Genomic DNA, 21,693 nt, shown 5'->3' with positions numbered 1-21,693 from the left:
TCGAACGTTTCTTGGTGTCAGTTCAGGGGTGCACCGGCCTCGAACCAGCGCCCGAGCAGGGCACGTTCGGCGTCGGTGATCTGGGTGGCGTTGTTCATCGGCATGGCCTTGAGCACCACGGCCTGCTGGTACAACGCCTGCGCGTTCTTCGCGATCAGCTCGGGCGTGTGCAGCTGGATGTTCTTGCTGATGACCTGCTCGTTGTGGCACATCGCGCAGCGCTGCGCGATCACCGCCTGCACCTGCGCGAAACTCACCGGCGCCGCTGCGGCGGCCTTGGGCAGCGGCGCGGGCGCCAGCCAGACGGCCAGGCCGACAATCACCGCCGTGCCCACGCCGGCGTAGAGCCAGGGCACCGGCTGGCCCTGCACCAGCGCCTTGTGGCGCGCCACGAAGGAGTGGCGGATCAGCGCGCCGGCCAGCATGATCAGCACCAGCACCAGCCAGTTGTGTGCCGCCCCGTAGAGGAAGCCGTAGTGGTTGCTGAGCATCGCGATCAGCACCGGCAGCGTGAAGTAGGTGTTGTGCACGCTGCGCTGCTTGGCGCGCTGGCCGTGCACCGGGTCGACGGGCTGGCCGGCCTTCATCTGCGCGATCACGGTGCGCTGCCCCGGAATGATCCAGAAGAACACGTTGGCGCTCATCGACGTGGCCATCATCGCTCCCACCAGCAGGAAGGCGGCGCGGCCAGCAAAGAACTGGCAGGCCAGCCACGACGCGACCACCACGGCAACCGTCACGCCGATGCCGACGATGCGGTCACCGCCCTCGCGCTGGCCGAAGAGTCGGCAGATGCCGTCGTAGACGATCCAGAACACCACCAGGAAGCCCAGTGCCGCGGCGATGGCGGCGGCCGGCGACCAGGCATGCACGTTCTTGTCGATCAGGAAGGTGCCGGCCTGATAGAGGTAGAGCACCGTGAACAGCGCGAAACCGGTCAGCCAGGTGGAGTAGCTCTCCCAGTAGAACCAGTGCAGGTTCTCCGGGATCGACTTGGGCGCCACCATGTACTTCTGCGGGTGGTAGAAGCCGCCGCCGTGCACCGCCCACAGCTCGCCGTCGACACCCTTGGCCTTGAGCTCCGGGTCGGCCGGCTTCGTGAGGCTGCTGTCGAGGAAGACGAAATAGAACGACGAGCCGATCCAGGCGATCGCCACGATGACGTGGGCCCAGCGCAGCAGCAGGTTGACCCAGTCCAGAACGTACGCGTCCATGCGTCACCACTCCCTTCGGACACCGGCGCGCGCAAGAAACGGGCCTGTGTGCAACCTCACCACAGCGGGCTCTGTGAGGCGGGAAGGTCGCGACCGGCTGGGGGCCGGGCTCCGCGGCGACGCATCTCAACTGTATACACGGATGCATCCCGGACGATCCGGAATTACCCGCGCTCCAGCCCTCCCGGCGCGTCAGCTGCCGCGGTAGGTGGAGTAGGCCCAGGGGCTGGCGAGCAGCGGCACGTGGTAGTGCTGGCCCACGGCCGAGAGGCCGAAGTCCAGCGGCACTTCGTCCAGGAAAGGCGGCTCGGCCAGCGCCGCGCCGCGTGCGCGAAAGTACGCCGCCACACCGAACACCAGCCGGTAGAGCCCGGGCTGGAACGCCTCGTCCTGCAGCAGCGGCGCATCGGCGCGGCCGTCGTGGTTGAGCACGATGCGTTTCAGTTCAGTGGCGCTGCCGTCGCCCGCCAGGCGGTACAGCCGCACGGCCATGCCCGCTGCCGGGCAGCCGTTGGCGGTGTCGAGCACGTGGGTGGTCAGCTTGCCCATGGAATCCTTTCGGTGAGTGGCCGGCGAGGCGGTCGCAGACGGCGCTTGAAGTGTCGGCAAAAGTGTATACACTTCCATCAGCAAATCAAGCCCGATCCATGTCTCGCCAGCCCCCGCCCCTGCAGGTCGTCCGTCCCGCACCGCGTACCAGCAAGGTGCGCGCCAGCGCGGGCGAAACGAGCCCGAGCAGCACGCAGCGCATCGTCGAATCGATCACCACGGCCATCGTCGAGCGCCGCCTGATGCCGGGCACCAAGCTGGCCGAGCAGAAGATCGCCGACATCTTCAAGGTCTCGCGCACGCTGGTGCGCCAGGCGCTCAACCAGCTCAGCCGCGACAAGCTGGTCACGCTCGAGCCGGCGCGCGGTGCGCGCGTGGCCGAGCCGAGCATCGAGGAGGCGCGCCAGGTCTTCGAGGTGCGAAACATGCTCGAGTCGGCCATGATCCGCCGCGCCGCCGCCGAGCTCAGCGACGCGCAGCTCGCCGAATTGCGCACCCACCTGCGCGACGAACAGGCCGCCGTGCAGCGCACCGACGTGTCGGGCCGCACGCGGCTGCTCGCCGACTTCCACGTCGTCATCGCCACCATGTTGGGCAACCAGGTGCTGGCCGAGCTGCTGTCGGACCTGGTGACACGCTCCTCGCTGATCGCGCTGATGTACCAGTCCTCGCACTCGGCCGAACATTCCTTCGACGAGCACGTCGCCATCGTCGACGCGCTGACCCGCCGCGACGCCAAGGCCGCCGTGCGGCTGATGGAAGATCACCTGCACAACGTCGAGCGCAACCTGCAGCTCGACCCCCGCGTTCCCGACCTCGCCGCGGCACTGATGCCGCGCAACTGAATCCACCTCACCGACACCGCACGCCCATGAGCACCCCCACGGACTCGCGCGAACTCACCTCCACCACCGGCTACCCGCGCGACATGCGCGGCCACGGCCGCGACGTGCCGCATGCCCGCTGGCCGAACGGCGCGCGCATCGCGGTGCAGTTCGTCCTCAACTACGAGGAAGGCGGCGAGAACAACCCGCTGCACGGCGACCCGACCTCGGAGACCTTCCTCTCCGAACTCGTCACCGCACAGGCCTACGAGAACCGCCACATGACCATGGAGTCGATGTACGAGTACGGCTCTCGCGCCGGCGTGTGGCGCATCCTGCGCGAGTTCGAGCAGCGCGGCCTGCCGATGACGATCTTCGGCGTGGGCATGGCGCTGCAGCGCTACCCCGAGCTGCTCGAAGTGTTCATGAAGAACGGCTACGAGATCGCCAACCACGGCCTGCGCTGGATCCACTACCAGAACCTCCCCGAGGCGACCGAGCGCCGCCACATCGACATCGGCACGCGCGTGCTGAAAGACCTGACCGGCGGCGCCTGGCCGGCCGGCTGGTACACCGGCCGCGACAGCCCGAACACGCGCCGCCTCGTCGTCGACCAGGGCGGCTACGAGTACGACAGCGACTACTACGGTGACGACCTGCCCTTCTGGACCGAGGTGACGAAGACCGACGGCAGCACGGCGCCGCACCTCGTCGTGCCCTACTCGCTGGACACCAACGACATGCGCTTCGTGCAGGCGCAGGGCTTCAACACCGGGGACCACTTCTTCACCTACCTGCGCGACAGCTTCGACGCGCTGTATGCCGAGGGCGACCCGGCGGGCCTGGACCGGCCGAAGATGATGTCCATCGGCATGCACTGCCGGCTGCTCGGCAAGCCCGGGCGCATCGGCTCGCTGCAGCGCTTCCTCGACCACATCGGCGCGCACGACAAGGTCTGGGTGTGCCGGCGCATCGACGTGGCGCGCCACTGGAAGCAGGTGCACCCCTACCAGCCGCGGGCCTGAAGCTTGCGTCGCCCGGCCTCCCGACCTGCACTCGACTGGAGACAGCCATGACCGACCGCACAATGCATTCCCCGTCGCGCCGCGACTGCCTGCGCCTGGCCGCCGGCGGCGCTGCGGCGCTCGCCCTGCCCGCGCGGGCCGCCTACCCGGAGAAGGCGATCACCATCGTGGTGACCTTCGCGGCCGGCGGCGCCAGCGACATCGTCGCGCGCGTCATCGGCGAGCAACTCGGCAAGAAGCTCGGCCAGGCCGTGATCATCGACAACAAGCCCGGCGCCGGCGGCAGCATCGGCGGCACCGCGGTGGCGCGCGCCGCGGCGGACGGCCACACGCTGATGCTGTCGAACTCCACGCCGATCTCGATCGGCCCGTTCGCGCTGGAGAAGCAGCCCTACGACCCGATCGCCGACTTCACCCACATCGCCTCGATCGGCTCGGCGCCCTGCGTGGTGATGGCCAACCCGGCGGCCGGCATCAACACCATCGTCGACCTGGAGAACACCGCGCGCAAGGCCGGCAACCTGCAGTTCGGCTCCGGCGGGCCGGCCTCGATCGGCCACATCTGGGGCGAGCTGATGGTGCGCACCCTGGGCGTGAAGATGAGCCACGTGCCCTACCGCGGCGGTGCGCCGATGACCACCGACCTGATCGCCGGGCTGATCCCGGTGGGCATCGACGTCGTCACCGCCTACGTGCCCTACTTCAAGAGCGGCCAGCTGCGCCCGCTGGCCGTGACCTCGGCGCAGCGCTCGCCGCTGGTGCCCGACGTGCCCAGCGTGCTCGAGTTCGGCCAGCGCAAGCTGGTGCTCGACAACTTCTTCGGCCTCACCGGCCCGGCCAAGCTGCCGGCTGACGTGGTGGCGCGCCTGAACACGGCCGTGAACGAGGTGCTGGCGCAGGCCGACATCAAGAAGCGTCTGCTCGAGCTCGGCGTCACCGAGACGCCGGGCACCCCCGCGGCCTTCACCGGCTTCGTGCGCGAGCAGGTCGCCGCGCTGCAACCGCTGGTGAAGAGCATCCGCGTCACCCTCTGACAAGCCACTCCATGCCCCTGACCCTGCCCCAGCTGAACGCCGCCTCGCCCGACGAGGCGGCCGCCCTGCTCGACGGCCTGTACGAGCACTCGCCGTGGATCGCCCAGCGTGCGCTGGCCAAGCGCCCCTTCGCCACGCTCGCGCAGCTCAAGCGCGCGATGGTCGAGGTGCTGCAGGAGGCCGGGCGCGACGCGCAGCTCACGCTGATCCGCGCCCACCCCGAGCTCGCCGGCAAGGCGATGGTCAGCCGCTCGCTCACCGCCGAGTCCACCAACGAGCAGACCACCTCGGGGCTGACGAACTGCACGGCCGAAGAGTTCGCGCGCATCCAGCAGCTCAACGCCGACTACAACAAGAAGTTCGGCTGGCCCTTCATCCTGGCGGTGCGCGGGCCGCGCGGCGCCGGGCTGTCGCGCCGCGAGATCATCGACACCTTCGCGCGCCGGCTCGACAACCACCCGGACTTCGAACTCGCCGAGTGCCTGCGCAACATCCACCGCGTGGTCGAGATCCGGCTGAACGACAAGTTCGGCGTCGAGCCCGTGCTCGGCAACCAGGTGTGGGACTGCGCCGAGCTCCTCGCCCAGCACACCGACCCCGGCTATGCCGCGCAGGGCCAGCTCACCGTCACCTACCTGACCGAGGCGCACATCGCCTGCCAGGTGCAGCTGAGGCGCTGGATGCACGACTGCGGCTTCGACGAGGTGTCGGTCGACGCGGTGGGCAACGTGGTCGGCGTCTATCACGGCACAGACCGAAACGCGAAGCGCCTCCTCACCGGGAGCCACTTCGACACCGTGCGCAACGGCGGCAAGTACGACGGCCGACTGGGCATCTTCGTGCCGATGGTGTGCGTGCGCGAGCTGCACCGCGCCGGCCGCCGCCTGCCCTTCGGCTTCGAGGTGGTCGGCTTCGCGGAAGAAGAAGGCCAGCGCTACAAGGCCACCTTCCTCGGCTCGGGTGCCTTGACTGGCCATTTCGAGCCCGCCTGGCTGGAGCAGCGCGATGCCGACGGCGTGTCGATGCGCGATGCGATGCGTGCCGCCGGCCGGCCGGCCACGCTGCCCGCCATCGCCGCATTGCAGCGTGACCCGGCGCGTTACCTCGGCTTCGTCGAGGTGCACATCGAGCAAGGCCCGGTGCTCAACGAACTCGACCTGCCGCTGGGCGTGGTCACCTCGATCAACGGCGGCGTGCGCTACCAGTGCGAGGTGAGCGGCATGGCCAGCCACGCCGGCACCACCCCGATGAACCGGCGCCGCGATGCGGCCGTTGCCGTGGCGGAGCTCGCGCTGTACGTGGAGAAGCGCGCGGCACGCGTGCCCGACGTGGTCGGCACCATCGGCATGCTGCAGGTGCCCAACGGCTCGATGAACGTGGTGCCCGGCCGCTGCCTGTTCAGCCTGGACCTGCGCGCCACCACCAACGAGGCGCGCGACGCGCTGGCGCGCGACGTGCTCGCCGAGCTGGCCACGATCTGCGAGCGCCGCGGCCTGCACTTCAAGGTCGAGGAAACCATGCGCGCCGCTGCTGCGCCCAGCGCGCCGGCCTGGCAGCAACGCTGGGAACGTGCGGTGGAGTCGCTCGGCCTGCCGGTGTTCCGCATGCCCAGCGGCGCCGGCCACGACGCCATGAAGCTGCACGAGGTGATGCCGCAGGCGATGCTGTTCCTGCGCGGCCTGAACGCCGGCATCAGCCACAACCCGCTGGAAGCCGTCACCAACGACGACGCCGACCTGTGCGTGCGTGCCTTCCAGCACCTGCTCGAACAACTGACCGAAGAAGCCGCATGAGCCCCTACGACAAGCTTGACGACTGGATCGACGCCCACTTCGACGAAGAGGTGCGCACCCTGCAGGCCCTGGTGCAGGTGCCCACCGACTCGCCGCCGGGCAACAACGCCCCACACGCCGAGCGCACCGCGGAGTTGCTGAAAGGCTTCGGCTTCGAGGCGGAGAAGTTTCCGGTGCCGGCCGAACAGGTGAAGGCCGCCGGGCTGGAGAGCATCACCAACCTGATCGTGCGGCGCCGCTACGGCGCAGGCCGCACCGTGGCCTTGAACGCCCACGGCGACGTGGTGCCGCCCGGCGAGGGCTGGACCCACCCGCCCTACGGCGGCGAGGTGCACGAGGGCAAGCTCTACGGCCGGGCCTCGGCGGTGAGCAAGTGCGATTTCGCGACCTTCATCTTCGCCACCCGCGCGCTGGAGTCGCTGGGCCTGCCGCTGAAGGGCGGCATCGAGCTGCACTTCACCTACGACGAGGAGTTCGGCGGCGAGCTCGGCCCAGGCTGGCTGCTCGACAAGGGCTACACGAAGCCCGACCTGCTGATCGCCGCCGGCTTCAGCTACCAGGTGGTGACGGCGCACAACGGCTGCCTGCAGATGGAGGTGACGGTACACGGCAAGATGGCGCACGCCGCCATCCCGGACACCGGCGTCGACGCGCTGCAGGGCGCCACGGCGATCCTCAACGCGCTCTATGCGCAGAACACGCTCTACAAGCAGGTCACGTCGAAGGTGAAGGGCATCACCCACCCCTACCTGAATGTCGGCCTGATCCAGGGCGGCACCAACACCAACGTGGTGCCGGGCAAGGTGGTGCTCAAGCTCGACCGCCGCATGATCCCCGAGGAGAACCCGGCCGAGGTGGAGGCCACCCTGCACCGCGTGATCGCCGAGGCGGCGAAGCAGGTGCCCGGCATCACCGTGGACATCAAGCGCATGCTGCTGGCCCGCGCACTGACGCCGCTGCCGGGCAACCAACCGCTGGTCGAGGCGCTGTGCAGGCACGGCGAGGCGGTGTTCGGCGAGCCCATCCCCACCTCGGGCACGCCGCTGTACACCGACGTGCGCCTGTACTGCGAGCGCGGCATCCCGGCGGTGATCTACGGCGCCGGGCCGCGCACCGTGCTGGAAAGCAACGCCAAGCGCGCCGACGAGCACATCGTGCTGGAAGACCTGCGCCGCGCCACCAAGGTGGTCGCACGCACGCTGCACGACTTGCTGGCCTGATCGCACGACTCAAGCTGGTGCGTCGCGCACCAGCCTGAGGTCGCGGCGCTGCGCATGCTTCTTGCGACGGGAGGGTGAAACAGGATTCACCTTTCCCGGAGTACCGCATGTCCTTGATCAAGCCCCTCGCCCGCCGCGCCCTGCTCGGCGCCGCCGCCTCGCTCGCCCTCGCGGCCACCCTGCCCGCCCTGGCGCAGGAAACGCCGGTCAAGTTCCAGCTCGACTGGCGCTTCGAAGGCCCGGCGGCACTGTTCCTCGTGCCCGCGGCCAAAGGCTACTTCAAGGCAGAGAAGCTCAATGTCACCATCGACGCCGGCAACGGCTCGGGCGGCACGGTCACGCGCGTGGCTTCGGGCACCTACGACATGGGCTTCGCCGACCTGGCTGCGCTGATGGAGTTCCACGCCAACAACCCGACGGCGCCGAACAAGCCGGTCGCGGTGATGATGGTCTACAACAACACGCCGGCCGCGGTTCTGGCGCTGAAGAAGAGCGGCATCGCCAAGCCGGCCGACCTGTCGGGCAAGAAGCTCGGCGCGCCGGTGTTCGACGCCGGCCGCCGCGCCTGGCCGATCTTCGCCAAGGCCAACGCGGTGAAGGACGTGGCCTGGACGGCGATGGACCCGCCGCTGCGCGAGACCATGCTGGTGCGCGGCGACATCGATGCGATCACCGGCTTCTCGTTCACCTCGCTGCTCAACCTCGAGGCGCGCGGCGTGAAGACCGAAGACATCGTCGTGCTGCCGTACTCGCAGTACGGCGTGAAGCTGTACGGCAACGTGATCATCGCCGGCGAGGACTTCCTCAAGAAGAACCCGGAGGCCGTGAAGGCCTTCCTGCGCGCCTTCACCAAGGGCGTGAAGGACGTCATCGCCGATCCGAAGGCCGGCGTGGCCACGGTGAAGGAGCGCGACGGCATCGTCAACGCCGACCTCGAACTGCGCCGCCTCAAGCTCGCGCTCGACCAGACCGTGCTCACGCCGGATGCCAAGGCCGAGGGCTTCGGCGACGTCAACGCCGCGCGGCTGGCGCTGATGGCCAGCCAGGTCTCGGACGCCTTCGCGTCCAAGGAGCGCGTGGTGGCCACCTCGGTGTGGAATGCGGGCTTCCTGCCGAGCGTGACGGACCGCAGCATCTTCAAGAAATGACCGCCTTCGTCGACTTTCATGACGTCTGGCTCGCGTACAACGATGATCTCCTGGCCAAAGGCCAGTTTGCCGTCGAGGCCATCGACCTGAAGGTGCGCGAGGGCGAGTTCATCGCCATCGTCGGGCCTTCGGGCTGCGGCAAGAGCACCTTCATGAAGCTGGCCACCGGGCTGAAGCGGCCGAGCAAGGGGACGGTGATCATCGGCGGCCAGCAGGTCACCGGCCCGCTCAAGATCACCGGCATGGCCTTCCAGGCGCCCAGCCTGCTGCCCTGGCGAACGACGCTGGACAACGTGCTGCTGCCGCTGGAAATCGTCGAACCCTACCGCTCCAGCTTCCGTGCGAAACGCAGCGAGTACGCCGCCAAGGCGCGCGCGCTGCTGGCCAGCGTGGGCCTGGCCGGCTACGAGGACAAGTTCCCCTGGCAGCTCTCCGGCGGCATGCAGCAGCGCGCCAGCATCTGCCGCGCGCTCATCCACGAGCCGAAGATGCTGCTGCTCGACGAGCCCTTCGGCGCCCTGGATGCATTCACGCGCGAGGAGCTGTGGTGCATCCTGCGCGACCTGCAGGCGGCGCAGAAGTTCAACGTCATCCTGGTCACGCACGACCTGCGCGAGAGCGTGTTCCTCGCCGACACCGTCTACGTGATGAGCAAGAGCCCGGGGCGCTTCGTGGTGAAACGCGAGATCGAGCTGCCGCGCCCGCGCGACCTGGAGATCACCTACACGCCGGCCTTCACCGACATCGTGCACGAGTTGCGCGGGCACATCGGTGCCATCCGCGGTCAATCCGGCCAGCCGGCGGGAGCGACGGCATGAAGTCGCCTCTGGAACGCGCCGCGCCCTGGCTGCTGCTGCTGGCCACCCTGCTCGTTTGGCAGCTGATCTGCAGTGCCTTCAAGGTCAGCGAGTTCATCTTCCCCAGCCCGGCGGCCATCGCCGAGGCGACCTGGGAGCACCGCTGGACCATCCTCGGCCATGCGTGGCGCACCTTCTGGGTGACGATGGTCGGCTTCGCGATCGCCATCGTGGTCGGCGTGCTGCTCGGCTTCCTGATGGGCAGCTCGCGGCTGGCCTACGATGCGATGTACCCGCTGATGACCGGCTTCAACGCGCTGCCGAAGGCGGCCTTCGTGCCCATCCTCGTGGTGTGGTTCGGCATCGGCGTGGGGCCGGCGGTGCTCACCGCCTTCCTGATCAGCTTCTTCCCGATCATGGTCAACATCGCCACCGGCCTGGCCACGCTGGAGCCCGAGCTGGAAGACGTGCTGCGCGTGCTCGGTGCCAAACGCTGGGACGTGCTGATCAAGGTCGGCCTGCCGCGCTCCATGCCCTACTTCTACGGCTCGCTGAAGGTGGCGATCACGCTGGCCTTCGTCGGCACCACGGTCAGCGAGATGACGGCCAGCAACGAAGGGATCGGCTACCTGCTGATCAGCGCCGGCAGCTCGATGCAGATGGGCCTGGCCTTCTCCGGCCTGGTGGTGGTGGGCCTGATGGCGATGGTGATGTACGAGCTCTTCTCGGTGATCGAGAAGCGCACCACCGGCTGGGCGCACCGCGGCTCGCAGGGCCACTGAGCTCCATTGACGTAGAGTGCGCGCATGGACGAGCGCACCGAACCGACCCTCGCGCAGACCCTCGCGCTGCTGCAGCGCGCGCAGGCGCTGGCCGAGCGCGCCGCGGCGGCGGGCCACCACCCCTTCGGCGCGCTGCTCGTCGGCCCTGATCACGAGACGGTGCTGATGGAGCAGGGCAATGTCGATAGCGTCAACCACGCCGAGGCGGTGCTGGCGCGCGACGCGGCGAAGCGCCTGCCTGCCGATCTGCTGTGGCAGTGCACGTTGGTCACCACCGTCGAGCCCTGCGCGATGTGTGCCGGCACGCAGTACTGGGCGCACATCGGCCGCGTGATCTTCGGCCTGGAAGAGCGTGAGCTGCTTCGCCTGACCGGCAACCATGCCGAGAACCCGACGCTGGACCTGCCCTGCCGCGAGGTGTTCGCGCGCGGGCAGAAGGATGTGCGCGTGATCGGCCCGGTGCCGGCAATGGCCGAGGCCATCGCGGCGACGCACCGGCGCTTCTGGAAGACGCGCTGAGAGCCCTTCGCGCGCAGGGATTCGAACGCAGGCGAGCGGCGGCTCGCGGCCACCTGCAGTCGTCGCCGGCCGGCCGCCTGAACGCAGGCCACACATCGCTGCGATCCTGCTCGCATCCACAATACCGGCTCGCGCATGCACCGCGTGGCATCAGACAGGGCCGACCCTTGACCTTCCCTCCCCCCAACTTCGATCCGTCCATCGACCCCGCGGCCGATCAGGTGCGCGCATTGCGCGATGCCGGGCCTGACGGCCCAGTGGTGATGCTCAACCTTCTGAAGTTCCGCGAGCATGCGAACTACCCCGCAGAGTCGCCCCATGCGCCCTGCTCGGGTGAGGACGCCTACCGCAGGTACCAGACGGCATTCGTGGAAACGGTGGGTGACGTGAGCTGTGCCGAGGTGGTTTGGGAGGGGCAGGTCGACAGGACCTTCATCGGCGACGCCACCCAGGACTGGGACAAGTGCCTGCTGGTCCGCTACCCGAGTCGCCAGCACTTCCTTGCAATGATGGCCAACGCAGCGTATCGCGAGGCGCTCGTCCATCGGTATGCGGGAGTCGAGCGCACCATCCTCTTGCAGATGCAGGGCTGACGACTCGTAGGGAGCCTGGCAGAGCTTTGCGGCAGCGTCGCCGGCGTAATGAATGTCGCTGATGGGTCGAGCGCTGCTGCTGCAGCGAGTCCCGATCTCTTCCGTCGAACTCGGCAGGCCGCGACTGATCAGAACGGATAGTGCCGCGGCGTCGTCTGCACCGTGATCCAGCGCAGTTCCGTGAACTCGGCGACGCCGGCCTTGCCGCCGAAACGCCCGAGCCCCGAGCCTTTCACGCCGCCGAAAGGCATCTGCGCCTCGTCGTGCACCGTCGGGCCGTTGACGTGGCAGATGCCCGACTCGATGCGCCGCGCCACGTTCATCGCCCGGCCGATGTCGCGGCCGAAAACCGCGGCCGACAGGCCGTATTCGTTGTCGTTGGCGCAATCCACCGCCGCGTCGACGCCCTTCACGCGCACGATGCACTTCACCGGGCCGAAGGTCTCCTCGTGGTAGATGCGCATCTCGCGCGTCACGCGGTCGAGCACGGTGGCGGGCATCAGCGTGTCCTTCGCCTTGCCGCCGCACAGAAGCTTGGCGCCCTTGGCCAGCGCATCGTCGATCAGCGCATTGCAGTGCTCCACCGTGCCCATGCCCACCACAGAGCCCAGCACCACCGGCGCAGGCAGGCGCGGGTCGCCCAGCGGCAGCTTGCTCGCCTTGCCGACGAACTTGTCGATGAAGGCATCGGCGATCTTCTCGTCGACGATGAGGCGTTCGGTCGACATGCAGATCTGCCCCGAGTTGGCGAAGCAGCCGAAGGCCGCCGCGTTCACCGCGTCGTCGATGTCGGCGTCGTCGAGGATCACCAGCGGCGCCTTGCCGCCGAGCTCCAGCACCACCGGCTTGAGGTACTTCGCGCAGGTCATCGCGATGATCCGCCCCACGCGCGTGCTGCCGGTGAAGTTGACGCGCCGCACCGCCGGGTGCGCCACCATCGCCTCGACCACCTTGCCGGCATCGGCCGGCGCGTTGGTGAGGTAGTTCACCACGCCGGCCGGGAAGCCGGCGTCCTGGAAGGCCTCGATGATGAGCTGGTGCGTGCGCGGGCAGTTCTCGCTGCCCTTGAGGATCACCGTGTTGCCGCAGGCCAGCGGCGTGGCGATGGCACGCACGCCCAGGATGATCGGCGCGTTCCACGGCGCGATGCCCAGCACCACGCCGGCCGGCTGCCGGATGCCCATGGCCAGCGAGCCGGGCACGTCGGACGGAATCACCTCGCCGCTGATCTGCGTGGTCAGCGACGCCGCCTCGCGGATCATGCCGGCCGCCAGCATCACGTTGAAGCCGGCCCACATCGCGGTGCCGCCGGTCTCGGCGGGCACGGCCTCGCAGAACTTCGGCGTCTTCGCTTCCAGCGCATCGGCAGCCTTGAGCAGCAGCGCGCGGCGTTCGCCGGGGCCGGTCTGGCTCCAGGTCTTGAAGGCCTCGGCGGCGGCCTCCACCGCGGCCACGGCATCGGCCTCGCTCGCGGCGGGCGCGCGCGTGGCAACGCTGCCGTCCAGCGGGTTGCGGCGCTCGAAGGTGGCGCCCTTCTCGGCCGAGACGGCCAGGCCGTTGATCAGCATCGACAGGTCGGACATGGTGTGCTCCTTGTGAACAGCTTGGGATGCAGTGGTGCCAGCGCCCTGGCCCAGGTAGGCGTGGCGGATGACGGTGGATCGCGCGAGCAGGAAGGCCGGCCCGCTGGCGACCAGGCGGCCGCGCTCGAGCACGTAGCCGCGGTCGGCCACGGCCAGCGCCTTGCGCACGTTCTGCTCGACCATCAGCACGGTGGTGCCGGTGTCGGCGATGCGCCGCGCAATGGCAAGCAGCTCGTCAACCATCTTCGGCGCCAGGCCGAGCGAGGGCTCGTCGAGCATCAGCAGGCGCGGCGCGCTCATCATGGCGCGCGCCACCGCCACCATCTGCTGCTCGCCGCCGCTCATCGTGCCGGCGAGCTGCGTGGCGCGCTCGCGCAGTTTCGGGAAGTCCTCGAAGGCCTGTTCGAGCCGCTTCGCCCGCTCTTCCGGCCCCAGCAGCCACCCGCCGAGCTCCAGGTTCTCGGCCACTGTCATCTGCGCGAACAGCTGCCGGCCCTCGGGCACCAGCGCGATGCCGCGCCGGACGATGTCGGAGGTCTTGGCGTCGGGCTCGATCTCCTCGTCGTCGAGTTTCAGCATGCCGCCGCGCGGGATCAGGCCGGCGATCGCCTTGAGCAGCGTGGTCTTGCCCGCGCCGTTGGGGCCGAGGATGACGGTGAGGCCGGGGCGCGCCTCAAGCTTCAGGTCGCGCAGCACGAGGAACGGCCCGTAGCCGGCGCTCAGACCTTCGATCTTCAGGTGCGCCAGCCGGCGCTCCAGCATGGCTTCGACCTCGTTCTTCATGCGACCTCGACCATTTCATCCCCGAGGTAGGCTTCCACCACCTCGGCGTTGCGCACCACCTCCGCCGGCGTGCCGTCGGCGATCTTGCGGCCCTGGTGCAGCACCAGCACGCGTTCGACGTGGCGCAGCAGCGTGGTCACCGCATGCTCGATCCAGATCACCGACAAATCCAGGTCGTCGCGCAGGCGGCGGATCAGCTGGGCCATGCTCTCGATCTCGGATTCGGTCAGGCCTGCGGCCACCTCGTCGAGCAGCAGCAGCCTGGGCCGCGTGGCCAGCGCCATGCCGATCTCCAGCAGGCGCTGCTGGCTGGGCGTGATGGCCGCGGCCGGCAGCGCGGCCTGCGCGGCCAGGCCGATGAGATTGAGGATGCTGGTCTCGTCCTTCAGCAGCCACGAGGCCGTGCGGTGCCGGCCGGCGAACTGCAGGCCGAAGTCGATGTTGGCGGCGACGCTCAGCTCGGCGAACACGCGCGGCGTCTGGAAGGTGCGCGCGATGCCCTGCTGGGCGAAGCGGTGCGGCTTCGCGCCGGTGAGGCGCTGGCCGAGCGCGAACAGCTCGCCCTCGCTCGGCTCGATCACGCCCGACAGCGCGTTGAAGAAGGTCGTCTTGCCCGCGCCGTTGGGGCCGATGATGCCGACCAGCTCGCCCGGCGCAAAGGCAGCGCTGACGCTGTCGACCGCGACCAGGCCGCCGAAGCGCACCGTCACGCCGCGGGCTTCGAGCAACGGGTGGCCGTTCACGCCGGCACCTTCTTCGACTTGTCGCGGCGCAGCTCGCGCCACCAGCCACGCACATCGTCGCGCCACATCGTGAAGGTCTCGCGGCGCAGCGAGGCCAGGCCGCCTGGCAGGTAGAGCACCGAGAGGATCAGCAGCAGGCCCAGCGTCATCATGTACAGCTGCGGCAGCTGCAGGCGCAGCGTCTCGGCGAGCAGGCTGAACACCACCGCAGCGAGCAGGGGCCCCCACAACGTGGCGGCGCCGCCGATCAGCGCGATCAGCACGGTCTGGAATCCGATGAAGGGGTTGAACACGGTGGCCGGGTCGATGTACGTCCAGCGCACGCTCATCGCCGCTCCGACCGCACCGGCGAAGGCCGCGGTCAGGGCGAAGCCGCCGATCTTCACCAGGCGGGTGTTCACGCCCAGCGTCTGCGCGCGCTGCTCGTCGGCGCCGATGCCGGCCATCGCCAGGCCGAAGCGGCTGCGCCGCACGAGGATGGAGACGAGGATGGCCAGCACCGCCAGGCCGAGCACGGTGAGGTAGACGGTGTCGCGCTCCGGCACCACCGTGAGCACGCGGCCCACGGTGCCGGTGACCTGCTTCTCCCAGGTGGTGATGGCGTGGCGGATCAGCTCCGTCATGCCGAAGGTCAGCACGGCGAAGTAGGTGCCGCGCAGGTGCAGCACCGCCGCGCCCATCACCACCGCCACCGCGGCGGCAATGGCCGCGCCCAGGCCGATGGCGCCCAGCCAGCCGACCTGCTCGAGCGACAGCGCGCTGCAGTAGGCGCCGATGCCGAAGAAGGCCGAGGTGGCCAGCGACAGGTAGCGCGTGCTGCCGCAGAACAGGCTCCAGCTCGACGACAGGGTCGCGTACATCAGGCAGGTCAGCGCCATCGACACGGCGAACTCGCTGCCGTAGTGCGGCACCGCCAGCGCCCAGCCGGCCAGGGCGAAGAGGACGAGGAGATCGCGCTTCGTGTTCATTTGCGGACAAACAGGCCGTTGGGCCGCCACAGCAGCACGGCGATGAAGATGCCGTAGGACAGCAGCGACTTCAGCGAGGGGCTGGTGAAGTGCATGCCCACCGCCTCGATGACGCCGAGCGCCAGGCCGCCGACCAGCGCGCCGCTCATGCTGCCGAAGCCGCCGAGCGTGATGACGATCAACGCCGTCACCGTGTAGGGCTCGCCCATGCTCGGCGAGATGGTGTACGTCATCGACAGCAGGCAGCCGGCCACGCCCGACAGGCCCAGGCCGACGCCGAACATCAGCGGATGCAGCCGCTCGGTGTCGATGCCCACCAGCTGCGCACCGGTGGGCGACTGCATCAGCGCGCGCACGCCCTTGCCGTACAGCGTCTTCTTCAGCACGACGATCAGCGCGGCGCTGAAGGCCAGCGCGAGCGCCAGCAGCAGCAGCTTGTTGGCGGCGAACTGCGCGGAGCCGATGGCCACCGGCTCGGTGAGGAAGTCGTAGCCGCGCAGGTCGCCGCCCCAGGCCATCTGCGCGAAGTTCTGCACCAGGAACATCAGGCCGAAGCTGACCATCAGGCCACGCGCCTCGAAGACGTCGAGGTTGGGGCTGGTGCGGGTGAGGCGGCGGAACACCAGCCGGTGCACGCCGAGGCCGAGCGCCATCAGCAGCGCGAAGGCGACCGGGATCATCAACAGCGGCGAGAGGCCGAACTGCGTGGTGGCCATCCAGGTCAGGAAGGCGCCGACCATCAGGAACTCGCCGTGCGCGATGTTGAGGATGCGCATCAGGCCGTACTGCAGGTTCAGGCCGAGTGCGACCAGCGCGTACACGCCTCCGGTGATGAGGCCGGAGGCGATGAGTTCGAGCCAGGCGCCTGCGGTCACGGCCCGTGCGTCCTCAGACCCACGCGGGCTTCTGCGGCACCAGCGGCGCCGTGGCATTCGCCTTCGGCCACACCACCTCGAACTCGCCCTTCTGCCACTGGCTCACCGTCCCCGGCGTGCCCACGTTCTCGCTGCCGACGAACTTGATCTTGCCGAGGATGGTGTTGTGCTCTCCGCCCGCCACGTAGTCGCGGATCGCCTTGCGGTCCAGGCCGACCTTGCCCACCGCGGCCGTCAGGATCTCCAGCGAAGCCCAGGCCGCGCCGCTGGCCCAGCGGTCGGGCTCCTTGGCGGCGCCGAACTTCTTCACGTGCGCGTCGAAGTAGGCCTTCGCGCCGGCGCTCGTCTTGCCGTTCCACGAGCCCATGCCGAGCACGCCTTCGGCGCCGGCCTGCATCACGTTGCGGTAGAGCTGGAAGGCTGTGCCCACCGAGGCGTAGAAGAACTTCGGGTTGAAGCCGACCTCCTTGGCCTGCTTGCTGGCGAGGATGGTGTCGGGCGGGTAGGTCAGGCCGATGAAGGCATCGGGGTTCTTGTCCTTCATCGAGCGCAGCACCGGCGAGAGGTCCTTCACGCCCAGCGGGTAGCTCTTGTCCTCGACCAGGCTGATGCCGCTGCCGGCCAGCGCCACCTTCAGCGCCGCGTAGTTCTCCAGGCCGAACAGGTCGTCGACGTAGATCACCGCCGCGCTCTTCGCGCCGCTGGCCTTGAGCATGTCGACCAGCGCATCCATCATCGGCTTGGGCTGCTGCAGCATCAGGAAGAAGTACGGCAGCTTCATCTCGATCAGGCGCCGGCTCAGCGCCGTGGGCGCGAGGAAGGGGTAGCCGAAGCGGTTGGCCAGCGGCGCGACGGCGAAGTTGGCGTTGCTGCCCCAGGGCGGCAGGACCAGGTCGACCTTGTCGCTGCCCATCAGCTTCTCGTAGGTGCGCACGCAGGTCTCGATGTTGCTCTGGTCGTCGCTGCTGATCAGCTCGATGGGCCGCTTCGTTCCCTTCACGTTCAGTCCGCCCGCGGCGTTCTGCTGCTCGGCCCACAGCAGGTAGTTGGGTTCCTGGCTGACCTGCGCGCCGGTGGTCCACGGGCCGGTGCGGGCGATGGCATAACCCACTCGCACCGGCGCGGCCTGGGCGCGCACGAGCGAGGGAAAGGCCAGCGCGGCAGGGGCGGCGGCGAGGGCCTGGACGACGGTGCGGCGAGTGCTCATGGTCTGTCTCCGTGATGGGTAGAAACCCGGCTCGATCCGGCCGGTGGACGGTGTCTGACGGGAGCGGATTCTTCGCACCCGCGCCCGACTTGGCTTTGCGCGCCGTGCAGCGGCGCTTGACGATCCGTGCACGCCGGCTAGGGCTTTCCCTCGCCCATCACCCCGGGGCTTGAGAGGGCTCCGGCGAGCCGCTACGCTGCCGGACCGGTCACCGTCAGGCCGTCCCGCGAGGCACCCCATGGGCATTCCCGTCAGCGCGATGAGCACCGACCAGGTCGCGGCCGCAGAGCGCCCGGGGTTCTGGACCGACTGGATCCACCGCCTCTTCCACGGCCTCGATTCCGACCTCTACGGCGACACCGGCTTCGACGGCCGCATGGCCACCGTGCGCGCCGGCGACGTCGTGCTGACGCGCCTGGAGGCGAACCGCCACCGCGTGATGCGCTCATCGTCGCTGGTGCGGCAGTCGGAGGTCGGCTACCTGAAGATCGTCGCGCCCTGGGTGGGCTGCGCCGGCGTCGAGCAGAAGGGCCGCGAGGCCTGGGTGACACCCGACCAGTGGAGCATCTACGACACCACCGACAGCTACGCGGTGGCCAACCCGGTGCGCGTGGAGCACCTGATCGTGATGGTGCCGAAAGACCGCATCGTCGAACGCGGCATCGCGCTCGACCCGCTGATGGCGCGCCGCCTGGGCGGCAGCGGTGGCGTGGCGCGCATCGCGCTGGAGACCATGCGCAACGCCTACCGCGAGCTGCCCGGCATGTCGGAGACGGGCGCACGCGGCGTGGGCGACGCGATCACGCAGCTCGTGCACCTGTCGATGCTCGACCTGGCCGGCATCGGCACCGCGGTGACGCAGCGCGAGGCGCTGCGCGAGCGCATCAAGCAGCATGTGGGCGAGCACCTGGGCGACCCGCAGCTCACCGTGGACGGCATCGCGCTGGCGCTGAACTGCAGTCGCCGCCAGCTCTACAACGCCTTCGCGGACGAACCCGACGGCGTGGCCGGCTACATCCTGCGGCGCCGGCTCGAGGCCTGCCGCCGCTGCTTCGACGATCGCACGCAGGCGCACCGCTCGATCACCGACATCGCCTTCGACTTCGGCTTCTCGAACATGGCGCACTTCAGCCGCGTGTTCCGCAGCCACCTGGGCCTGCCGCCCAGCGACTACCGGCGCGGCGCCGCCGGCGCCTGACGGCGCCTCTGCGCAGGCCGCGGCCCTGGCTACACTGCCGGGCCACTTCAACTCGACCGCCCATGGGCTGGCACGGCCACCTCACCCTCGACTACCGCCGCGACGGGGACACCACGCAAGCCCACGACCGCCACGACGGCCCGCTGCGCGTGCTGCAGCGCCTGTACCCGGAAGGCCCGGGCATCTGCCACCACGTGCTCGTGCATCCGCCCGGCGGCATGGTGGGCGGCGACACGCTGGACATCGATGTCTCGCTGGCCGAAGGCGCCCACGCGGTGATCACCACCCCCGGCGCGGCGCGCTTCTACCGCAGCAGCGGCGCGGCGGCGGTGCAGCGCCTGCGCGTGCGCGCGGCGGCCGGCACGCGGCTCGAGTGGCTGCCGCTGGAGACCATTGCCTACAGCGGTTGCGAGGGCGAGAACCTGCTGCGCTTCGAACTCGAGCCTGGCGCCGAAACGATCGGCTGGGACGTGCTCGCGCTCGGCCTGCCGGCCGCCGACCAGCCCTTCGAGCGTGGCCGCTACCTGCAGAGCATCGAGCTGCCCGGCCGCTGGCTCGAGCGCGGCATGATCGCCGCCGACGACCACAGCCTGCTCGACTCGCCGCTCGGCCTGGCGGGGCACCGCGTGATGGGCACGCTGTGGCTGGCCGCCGGCCACGCCATGACGGACGCCCGGCGTGACGAGCTGCTCGACGCTGCGCGCGCCGCCTGCGAAGGCCACGAACTCGCGCGCAGTGCCGGCGCCACGGCGCCGCACGACGAGGTGGTGGTGCTGCGTGCACTGGCGCCACGCGTGGAGCCGTTGATGGCGCTGTTCAAGGACGTGCGCAACCGCTGGCGTCGCGTCGCCTGGGGCCTGGACGGGGTGCAGCCGCGCATCTGGACGACCTGAGCCGCCGTAGCGCGGCGCACAATCGGCCGACGCCCCTGGGCAACAACCTGGCGAACGCCCGCGCGAACCGCATGGCCACCACCCGCACCGAAACCGACAGCTTCGGGCCCATCGAGGTGCCCGCCACCGCGCTGTGGGGCGCGCAGACCGCGCGCAGCCTGCACTTCTTCGCCATCGGCGAGCAGCGTATGCCCCGCGCCATCGTGCACGCGCTGGCCGAGGTGAAGCGGGCGGCCGCAGAGGTGAACGGCGCGCTCGGCCTGCTCGAACCTGCACGCGCCCAGGCCATCGCCGACGCGGCGGCGCGCGTGGCGGCCGGGGAGTTCGACGCTGAATTCCCGCTGTCGGTGTGGCAGACCGGCTCCGGCACGCAGAGCAACATGAACGCCAACGAAGTGATCGCCAGCCTTGCTTCGCTGGCACTCGGCGGCGGGCTGGGGGCGGACCGCATCGTTCACCCGAACGACGAGGTGAACCGAGGTCAGTCGTCCAACGACGTGTTCCCGACCGCGATGCACGTCGCCGCGGTGCTTCAGATGCGTTCCTTGTTCGGCTCGCTCGGTGCCTTGCGCCTGGCGCTACAGGCGAAGGGCGCGGCCTTCGCGCAGACGCTGAAGATCGGCCGCACCCACCTGCAGGACGCCACGCCGGTGACGCTGGGCCAGGAGTTCGGCGGCTACGACGCGCAGCTCGAACTCGCCGAAGCCGCGCTGCGCCAGGCGCTGCCGGCCGTGCACGCGCTGGCCATCGGCGGCACGGCCGTGGGCACCGGGCTGAACACGCACCCCGAGTTCGGCGCGCGCGTCGCTGCGGCGCTCGCATCGCGGCTGGGCGAGCCTTTCGTCGTCGCGCCCAACCGCTTCGCGGCGATGGCCGGCCACGAAGCGCTGGTCGGCCTGCACGGCGCGCTGCGGCTGCTCGCCATCGCGCTGACCAAGATCGGCAACGACATCCGCCTGATGGGCAGCGGCCCGCGCGCCGGGCTGGGCGAACTGCAGCTGCCGGAGAACGAACCGGGCAGTTCGATCATGCCGGGCAAGGTCAACCCCACGCAGGTGGAGGCGCTCTCCATGGTGTGCGCCCAGGTGATCGGGCACGACGTGGCCATCGGCATCGCGGCCAGCCAGGGCCAGTTCGAACTGAATGTCTACAAGCCGCTGATTGCGCTGGACGTTCTCGACAGCATCCGGCTGCTCGCCGATGCGATGGCCAGCTTTGCGCAGCACTGCGTGGCGGGCATCACGGTGAACGAGGCGCGCACTCAGGAACTGCTCGAGCGATCGCTGATGCTGGTGACCGCGCTGGTGCCGCACATCGGCTACGACCGCGCGGCCGCCATCGCCAAGCACGCGCACCGGCATGGCCTCGCGCTGCGCGACGCGGCGCTGGCGGTGGGCGGCGTCAGCGGCGTGGATTTCGATGCCTGGGTCGACGCGCGGCAGATGCTCGGGCCGCGCTGAGCGTTGCGCGGAGACGGGTACCGGTCTCCTGCCAACGAGTCGGCTCGTGGCGGGGACGAGTAGGGGCTCGCGGCCAGGAGCGGTCGTCTGCGACCGTCTGCTTCAAGGTCTGGCGCCAACCGCCGTTCAACGCCATCGCGCACAAGCCCTTGCATCCGCCGTGGCGAGCTTCACCATGCCCGCCCGCATGGCGAGACCATGAGCCCACTCACGATTGACCATGGTCGCCGGCAGTTCGCTTATGTGCAGCCCACTGAAGCTTGGATCTGCCGGCAGCGTGGAAGCCGAAGCTGGTGCCATCGGCCGCAGGTTCGCGCCATGCGGTTGAGGTGACTTCAAGGTGACTGTAGGCGCCACCTTAACGATGTAACCTGTTGCATCGGCGTTTCCGCGAACCCACGCTGGCATCGTTGTGCACGGCATCGCAGAATTGCAAGTCGATCGCTAGGGATGGGCCTCGCTGCGTTGCGGCAACATCATCCCGC

20 protein-coding genes and 1 pseudogene are annotated in these 21,693 nt (G+C 69.4%); 13 read left to right on the top strand and 8 right to left on the bottom strand.

Annotation, left to right across the window (positions count from 1 at the left end; genetic code table 11):
• Positions 1-17: 17 nt before the first annotated feature.
• Positions 18-1,214, bottom strand: coding sequence for a urate hydroxylase PuuD (locus tag HZ992_RS04985; protein ID WP_209385583.1), 1,197 nt, complete (start codon positions 1,212-1,214; stop codon positions 18-20).
• Between the two features lie 192 nt (positions 1,215-1,406).
• Entirely contained in the window at positions 1,407-1,763 is a 357-nt protein-coding gene (gene uraH / locus HZ992_RS04980; RefSeq protein ID WP_209385582.1) for a hydroxyisourate hydrolase, read from the bottom strand.
• Between the two features lie 98 nt (positions 1,764-1,861).
• On the opposite strand from uraH, the gene HZ992_RS04975 reads away from it, so the two are divergent.
• The 10 genes from HZ992_RS04975 (at position 1,862) to HZ992_RS04930 (ending at position 11,498) form a co-directional block, all read left to right on the top strand.
• Positions 1,862-2,608 (top strand): GntR family transcriptional regulator, encoded by a 747-nt coding sequence (locus HZ992_RS04975; protein WP_209385581.1) that lies wholly within the window; start codon positions 1,862-1,864, stop codon positions 2,606-2,608.
• Between the two features lie 26 nt (positions 2,609-2,634).
• Positions 2,635-3,612 carry an allantoinase PuuE gene (gene puuE, locus HZ992_RS04970; RefSeq protein ID WP_209385580.1) on the top strand — a complete coding sequence of 326 codons (978 nt, stop codon included), beginning with the start codon at positions 2,635-2,637 and terminating at the stop codon, positions 3,610-3,612.
• 47 nt (positions 3,613-3,659) lie between these two features.
• Positions 3,660-4,646: a Bug family tripartite tricarboxylate transporter substrate binding protein gene (locus HZ992_RS04965; protein ID WP_209385579.1), complete on the top strand. Its 987-nt coding sequence runs from the start codon at positions 3,660-3,662 to the stop codon at positions 4,644-4,646.
• Positions 4,647-4,657: 11 nt separating this feature from the next.
• The gene (gene uraD / locus HZ992_RS04960; protein ID WP_209385578.1) at positions 4,658-6,439 is read left to right on the top strand and encodes a 2-oxo-4-hydroxy-4-carboxy-5-ureidoimidazoline decarboxylase; all 1,782 of its coding nucleotides are present in this window, start codon (positions 4,658-4,660) and stop codon (positions 6,437-6,439) included.
• The gene (locus tag HZ992_RS04955; protein WP_209385577.1) at positions 6,436-7,659 is read left to right on the top strand and encodes a M20 family metallopeptidase; all 1,224 of its coding nucleotides are present in this window, start codon (positions 6,436-6,438) and stop codon (positions 7,657-7,659) included. The genes uraD and HZ992_RS04955 overlap by 4 nt, the downstream gene beginning before the upstream one ends.
• A gap of 107 nt (positions 7,660-7,766) precedes the next feature.
• The gene (locus HZ992_RS04950; protein WP_209385576.1) at positions 7,767-8,807 is read left to right on the top strand and encodes an ABC transporter substrate-binding protein; all 1,041 of its coding nucleotides are present in this window, start codon (positions 7,767-7,769) and stop codon (positions 8,805-8,807) included.
• Positions 8,804-9,625: an ABC transporter ATP-binding protein gene (locus HZ992_RS04945; protein ID WP_209385575.1), complete on the top strand. Its 822-nt coding sequence runs from the start codon at positions 8,804-8,806 to the stop codon at positions 9,623-9,625. Before HZ992_RS04950 ends, HZ992_RS04945 begins: the two co-directional genes overlap by 4 nt.
• Positions 9,622-10,386, top strand: coding sequence for an ABC transporter permease (locus HZ992_RS04940; RefSeq protein ID WP_209385574.1), 765 nt, complete (start codon positions 9,622-9,624; stop codon positions 10,384-10,386). The genes HZ992_RS04945 and HZ992_RS04940 overlap by 4 nt, the downstream gene beginning before the upstream one ends.
• Positions 10,387-10,410: 24 nt before the next feature.
• Positions 10,411-10,905 (top strand): nucleoside deaminase, encoded by a 495-nt coding sequence (locus tag HZ992_RS04935; RefSeq protein WP_209385573.1) that lies wholly within the window; start codon positions 10,411-10,413, stop codon positions 10,903-10,905.
• 167 nt (positions 10,906-11,072) lie between these two features.
• Entirely contained in the window at positions 11,073-11,498 is a 426-nt protein-coding gene (locus tag HZ992_RS04930; RefSeq protein WP_209385572.1) for a DUF1330 domain-containing protein, read from the top strand.
• A gap of 128 nt (positions 11,499-11,626) precedes the next feature.
• Here the strand turns inward: HZ992_RS04930 and HZ992_RS04925 are convergent, their stop codons facing one another.
• The 6 genes and pseudogenes from HZ992_RS04925 to HZ992_RS04905 all read right to left on the bottom strand — a co-directional run bounded on the left by HZ992_RS04925 (position 11,627) and on the right by HZ992_RS04905 (position 17,657).
• Positions 11,627-13,081 carry an aldehyde dehydrogenase gene (locus tag HZ992_RS04925; RefSeq protein WP_245213466.1) on the bottom strand — a complete coding sequence of 485 codons (1,455 nt, stop codon included), beginning with the start codon at positions 13,079-13,081 and terminating at the stop codon, positions 11,627-11,629.
• A 273-nt stretch (positions 13,082-13,354) separates the two neighbouring features.
• A pseudogene (locus HZ992_RS25645) lies at positions 13,355-13,843 on the bottom strand (ABC transporter ATP-binding protein); the annotation flags it as partial.
• 17 nt (positions 13,844-13,860) lie between these two features.
• Positions 13,861-14,607 (bottom strand): ABC transporter ATP-binding protein, encoded by a 747-nt coding sequence (locus HZ992_RS04920; protein WP_245213354.1) that lies wholly within the window; start codon positions 14,605-14,607, stop codon positions 13,861-13,863.
• Positions 14,604-15,575, bottom strand: a complete 972-nt coding sequence (locus HZ992_RS04915; RefSeq protein WP_209385571.1) for a branched-chain amino acid ABC transporter permease — start codon at positions 15,573-15,575, stop codon at positions 14,604-14,606. The genes HZ992_RS04920 and HZ992_RS04915 overlap by 4 nt, the downstream gene beginning before the upstream one ends.
• Positions 15,572-16,450, bottom strand: coding sequence for a branched-chain amino acid ABC transporter permease (locus HZ992_RS04910; protein WP_209385570.1), 879 nt, complete (start codon positions 16,448-16,450; stop codon positions 15,572-15,574). The genes HZ992_RS04915 and HZ992_RS04910 overlap by 4 nt, the downstream gene beginning before the upstream one ends.
• A gap of 13 nt (positions 16,451-16,463) precedes the next feature.
• Positions 16,464-17,657 (bottom strand): amino acid ABC transporter substrate-binding protein, encoded by a 1,194-nt coding sequence (locus HZ992_RS04905; protein WP_209385569.1) that lies wholly within the window; start codon positions 17,655-17,657, stop codon positions 16,464-16,466.
• 238 nt (positions 17,658-17,895) lie between these two features.
• Here HZ992_RS04905 and HZ992_RS04900 point away from each other — a divergent pair, with 238 nt between their 5' ends.
• The 3 genes from HZ992_RS04900 to fumC all read left to right on the top strand — a co-directional run bounded on the left by HZ992_RS04900 (position 17,896) and on the right by fumC (position 21,208).
• Positions 17,896-18,855, top strand: a complete 960-nt coding sequence (locus tag HZ992_RS04900) for an AraC-like ligand-binding domain-containing protein (protein ID WP_209385568.1) — start codon at positions 17,896-17,898, stop codon at positions 18,853-18,855.
• 62 nt (positions 18,856-18,917) lie between these two features.
• Positions 18,918-19,748: an urease accessory protein UreD gene (locus HZ992_RS04895; RefSeq protein WP_209385567.1), complete on the top strand. Its 831-nt coding sequence runs from the start codon at positions 18,918-18,920 to the stop codon at positions 19,746-19,748.
• 71 nt (positions 19,749-19,819) lie between these two features.
• Positions 19,820-21,208, top strand: coding sequence for a class II fumarate hydratase (gene fumC / locus HZ992_RS04890; protein ID WP_209385566.1), 1,389 nt, complete (start codon positions 19,820-19,822; stop codon positions 21,206-21,208).
• The last annotated feature ends 485 nt before the right edge of the window (positions 21,209-21,693 follow it).

The organism is Rhizobacter sp. AJA081-3 (assembly GCF_017795745.1).
Taxonomy (GTDB): Bacteria; Pseudomonadota; Gammaproteobacteria; order Burkholderiales; family Burkholderiaceae_C; genus Piscinibacter.
This window is presented reverse-complemented; position numbering and strand designations above follow the sequence as displayed.